We start from the raw sequence: 5,243 nt of genomic DNA on the forward strand, positions 1-5,243 counted from the left end.
AAAAAGAACTTTTAAGTGTGGCAATTGTGGGGTGGAAATTGAGCGAGATCTTAACGCCAGTATCAATCTAGAAAACTGGCATCCAGATATTGATTATCCTTTAACCGTCAGTTCGACGGGGTTAGCCTGTGGAGAATCTAACCAACTTAATGGCGCTGCTATTAAGGATTCTACGAAGCAGGAAGCAAACATCAGTCTACTTAGGTAGATTTGAGTAGTTTTTGCAGAACGGTTTAGGATGGTTGTTAGGTTATTAACGTATTCTACGGTTTATTCGGGTTGGGGGTAGAGTTCCCAGAGGTTGGTGGTTTCTCGTAGGCTTAGATGTTCGCCGTTTCCTAAGATTAAGTGGTCTAATATGGGAACGTTTAAAAATTGGGCTCCTTGTAATAGTTGGGAGGTTAAGTTAATGTCTGTTTGGCTTGGTTCCATGCTTCCTGAAGGGTGATTATGGGCGACTATTACTTTAGTTGCGCCTTGGCGAATTACTTCGCGGAAAATTTCGCCTGGATGGGCTAATGTTTCGGTGGCTGTGCCGATAGTTAGGACTTGTGTGCCTAATAAACGGTTTTTGACATCTAGTAGTATTACGGCGAATCTTTCTTGGGGTTGCCACATTAGTTCATGGCTGAGGGTGGCGGCGGCGGCTACGGGGCTGTCGATTAGGGTGCGTTCTAGTGGGCGGGTGGCGAAGGCTCTTTTTCCGAGTTCGATCGCTGCTAGAATTGTTGTTGCTTTGGCTGGGCCGATTCCGGGAATTTTCATTAATTCAGCTGGGGTGACATCTCGTAATATGACTAAGGGATCTCGCCCATGTTGGCTTAGTTGTTGTAGGATATGTTGACCTAGACCGATCGCAGAAAGTTTCCCCGCACCTTGACCTGTACCTAATAAAATTGCCATCAATTCAGCTGTGGTCAAATGTTTTGCGCCATTTGCGAGCAAACGTTCTCGTGGACGTTCACTAATGGGAATATCCGTGACTCTCAAACTATAGGTCATAGATGACACCGAAACTGAGAAAATTAAGAGAATTAAATTTAGTTATCTCCTATTTTTTGGCAAAAATGACCAGTATTTTTGCCAATATTTTCTTAATTAAGTAATTACCGTATTTTTGCCGATATCTCTGCCACTATTCATTGAGTCTGCTTAATATATGACTGCTTAATTTTCCATTGTGAGAGTTTGGAAAAAAATAATATGCTGGATTTGGAAAGTATGTAATTAAGTTGACGGAAATTGATGAGTCGTCGAGCCTTGCTATTAATCAATCGTTTTTCTCGGCGAGGTCAAGAAAGCTTCTTTGAGGCTGTCAAGCAATTGCAACAAAACTTTGAGCTTTTAGAAGCAAGTACCGAGCAACCACGACAAATATCACACTTGATTCGTCAGTATCGCCATCAAGTTGATTTGGTAGTTGTGGGTGGTGGTATGGTTGTTGATGATGACGCAACAATTGAAGACTGTAAATTAGACCTTTACAGCTTGGAAACTCGCCACTGGGGGCAAATTTTTCGGCTCTTTCCCGCAATTATACGGGGAAAGCAGGGAAATTTGCCCGGTGTGCGTACTTTGTCCGGTCAGGAAATGGAAATTCACACTGGCAAACCTTACCCTATCAATACGGATGGCAAGATTATTACCTATACTCCGGCTAAATTCCAGGTAACTCCCGAAGCTTTGCCTGTAATTGTTCCGCTAGCGTAAGTTTTCGCTAAACTAAGCTTATTAACAAGTTTGGCTTTTTCTTGGCTCCCACGAAATCTTTAAAAGTTTCAATATGCAAAACTGGAAACCCCAAATACTCGCTCCTCCGCCAGTTGTTAGCTATGATTATTTAACTGACAAAATTTGCCGTCAAAATTAAAATATCGCTGGAATCAGAAGGAATCACTTACGTTATAAATGCTCTGATTCGGGTAAGTTGCGATCCCATTGAAATGTCAAAACAGAGAGGTAAATAGTGAAAAAATCGGGTTTATTGTTAACGGCGGTACTGTTTGGTTCGATCGGATTAATTGCTTTCTTTATTTCGGGAAGTATTAACTGTACAACAACTAGCCAGCAGTGCATTTTAGGATCGCCAGATGGTGGGATTGTCATTAATTCTGGATTAGCTCAATTAATAAATTTTCTACCTATCATTTGTTTAATTTTGGGTGCAGCTTTCTGGGTAGCTGGAATTGTGCAATCTAGAAAGAAACAAAAGCAAGAGATAGTAAAAACTGCTAAAACTGCGAGTGCCGCAGCGGAAACTGGCGAAGCTTGGCATAGTTTAGATATTGAGAAAAGTTTGCGGGTTTTAGATAGCGATCGCAATACTGGTTTAACTAACGAACAAGTAAAAGAACGATTGCACAAATATGGCTCAAATGAACTAGAAGAAACCGCCGGACGTAATTCTTGGGATATCTTACTCGATCAGTTTAAGAACATTATGTTATTAATGCTGATTGGGGTAGCTTTTGTTTCGGGTTTCTTGGATATTGTTAAATTACAACAGGGAGACTTAAAACCAGGGGAAGTACCATTTAAAGATACGATCGCGATTCTGTTAATTGTAATTCTCAACGGCGTATTAGGTTATCTGCAAGAAAGTCGCGCCGAAAAAGCACTCGCCGCCTTGAAAAAAATGTCTTCGCCGAAAGTGCGGATCGTTCGCGATCGCAGGACTTTAGAAGTTAGCGCCAAGGAATTAGTTCCGGGCGATATCATGCTGTTAGAAGCAGGAGTACAAGTAGCAGCAGATGGCAGGTTAATTGAAGAGTCAAATTTGCAAATTCGGGAAGCAGCATTAACCGGAGAAGCACACGCTGTCGAAAAGGAAGCAGACTTACATTTAGGTGAAGATACTCCGTTAGGCGATCGAATTAACTTAGTATTTCAAGGTACAGAAGTTGTCCAAGGTCGTGCCAAAGTTCTAGTTACTAATACGGGAATGAAAACCGAACTAGGACGCATTGCCGAAATGTTGCAATCAGTGGAAAGCGAACCCACACCTTTGCAACAAAGAATGTCTCAGCTAGGTAATGTTTTAGTAACTGGTTCTCTGGTACTAGTAGCTGTAGTAATCTTAGTCGGTTTAATCCGCACAGGTTGGAATTTTGCTACTTTTATTTCCTTAGTAGAAGTTTCTTTAAGTATGGCAGTTGCGGTAGTACCGGAAGGTTTACCAGCAGTAATTACCGTAACCTTAGCTTTAGGAACACAGCGGATGGTACGGCGAAATGCCTTAATTCGGAAATTACCAGCGGTGGAAACATTGGGTTCTGTAACTACTATTTGTTCCGACAAAACGGGCACTTTGACCCAAAATAAAATGGTCGTGCAACAGGTAGCAACAGTTAAGCAGAAATTCCAAGTTACTGGCGAAGGTTACACTCCTGAAGGCGAGTTTATCTTAGAAGGTAAATCAGTAAATGCCAATCATTACCCAGAATTACAAACCCTATTACTTGCTTGTGTGGAATGTAATGATGCCGAATTACAATGTGAAGCAAATAATGCACCGGGAAGTAATGGTGGCAACTGGAAAATTTTAGGAGATCCCACAGAAGGTGCTTTACTAACTTTAGCGGGTAAAGGTAATTTTCAGAAAGAAAATCTCAACCAACAAATGCCGAGAGTCGGGGAAATTCCTTTTTCTTCGGAACGCAAACGGATGAGTGTAATTGTCAAAGATGAATCAGAATCTTTGATCGAAAATTCAGCTAATTTTATCCTGTTTTGTAAAGGTTCTCCTGAGTTAATTTTGCAACGTTGTACTTATTATTTAGAAGGTTGGCAAAATGCGGAATTAACAGAAAATCAGCGCCAAGAAGTTCTGGAAAAAAACAACCAAATGGCGGGGAAAGGTTTGCGGGTTTTGGGGTTTGCTTATAAACCAATGGATAACAAACCTTCAGGAGAATTAAATGAAGATCAATTAGAACAAGGATTAGTTTGGTTAGGTTTAGTAGGAATGCTCGACGCACCTAGACCAGAAGTGCGCGATGCGGTGGCAAAATGTAAAAATGCGGGAATTCGTCCGGTAATGATTACTGGCGATCATCAGTTGACTGCTAGGGCGATCGCTCATGATTTAGGAATAGCTAAAGAAGGCGATCGAGTTCTCACTGGTCAAGAATTACAAAAAATCAGTCAACAGGAATTAGAACAAGAAGTAGACCAAGTTTCCATTTATGCTCGTGTTGCGCCCGAACATAAATTACGCATTGTGCAAGCATTACAAAATCGCGGTAAATTTGTCGCAATGACAGGCGATGGTGTTAACGATGCACCCGCTTTAAAACAAGCTGACATTGGTATTGCGATGGGTATTACTGGCACAGATGTTAGTAAAGAAGCTAGCGATATGGTGTTGTTAGATGATAACTTCGCCACTATTGTTGCTGCTACAGAAGAAGGACGAGTAGTTTACACTAACATTCGGCGTTTTATTAAATACATTCTCGGTTCAAATATTGGGGAAGTTCTGACAATTGCCGCTGCACCAATTATATTACCAATGGGGGGAGTACCCTTAACACCGCTACAAATTTTGTGGATGAATTTAGTAACAGATGGTGTTCCTGCGTTAGCTTTGGCGGTAGAACCAGCAGAACCAAATGTAATGAAACGTCCGCCTTTTAATCCTCGCGAAAGTATCTTTGCTAGAGGTTTAGGTTGGTACATGGTGAGAATTGGGGTGATCTTTGCTATTCTCACTATTATTCTGATGGAATGGGCTTTTACTCATGCTCAAGGATATGGCGATCCCGATCGTTGGAAAACAATGGTATTTACTACTCTTTGTTTAGCGCAAATGGGTCATGCGATCGCCATTCGTTCCAACACTCAACTAACAATTGAATTAAATCCCATGACTAACCCCTACGTTTGGGGCGCGGTGATTTTAACCACTATTTTGCAGTTGATGTTGATCTATGTTCCACCTTTAAGAGCGTTCTTTGGTACCCAAGTTCTCGACTTCGGAGAATTAATGATTTGTCTTGGTTTTAGTATGTTAATGTTCGTTTGGATTGAACTAGAAAAACTGTTCATCCGCTGGTTTGGCAAAACCAGAAGTTAAGGCGCTCCAGGGGCAGAGGAGCAGAGGAGCAGAGGGGTAGAGGGGCAGAGGGGCAGAGGAGAGAATATATAAAAAGTTAGAAAGTTAGAGAGTTTTTATTGTTTTTTAAATAAGTTGGGAAGAGTCAAGAACAATCAATAGTTGTAATTTTGTCTGTTCAACTACCAAC

Annotated in this window: 4 protein-coding genes; 3 read left to right on the forward strand and 1 reads right to left on the reverse strand. The window is 41.3% G+C overall.

Annotated elements, in window-relative coordinates:
• On the forward strand, window positions 1-208 hold a 208-nt coding region (locus ACE1B6_RS06020), incomplete at its 5' end, for a zinc ribbon domain-containing protein (RefSeq protein WP_413256341.1).
• Window positions 209-270: 62 nt separating this feature from the next.
• Here the strand turns inward: ACE1B6_RS06020 and radC are convergent.
• Window positions 271-1,002, reverse strand: coding sequence for a RadC family protein (radC, locus tag ACE1B6_RS06025; RefSeq protein ID WP_413256342.1), 732 nt, complete (start codon window positions 1,000-1,002; stop codon window positions 271-273).
• Window positions 1,003-1,245: 243 nt separating this feature from the next.
• Here radC and ACE1B6_RS06030 point away from each other — a divergent pair, with 243 nt between their 5' ends.
• Together ACE1B6_RS06030 and ACE1B6_RS06035 are read left to right on the forward strand one after the other, a co-directional pair.
• Window positions 1,246-1,710 (forward strand): hypothetical protein, encoded by a 465-nt coding sequence (locus tag ACE1B6_RS06030; RefSeq protein ID WP_413256343.1) that lies wholly within the window; start codon window positions 1,246-1,248, stop codon window positions 1,708-1,710.
• Between the two features lie 508 nt (window positions 1,711-2,218).
• Window positions 2,219-5,074 (forward strand): cation-translocating P-type ATPase, encoded by a 2,856-nt coding sequence (locus ACE1B6_RS06035; RefSeq protein WP_413256344.1) that lies wholly within the window; start codon window positions 2,219-2,221, stop codon window positions 5,072-5,074.
• The last annotated feature ends 169 nt before the right edge of the window (window positions 5,075-5,243 follow it).

The organism is Floridaenema fluviatile BLCC-F154, assembly GCF_041929135.1.
GTDB lineage: Bacteria > Cyanobacteriota > Cyanobacteriia > Cyanobacteriales > Aerosakkonemataceae > Floridanema > Floridanema fluviatile.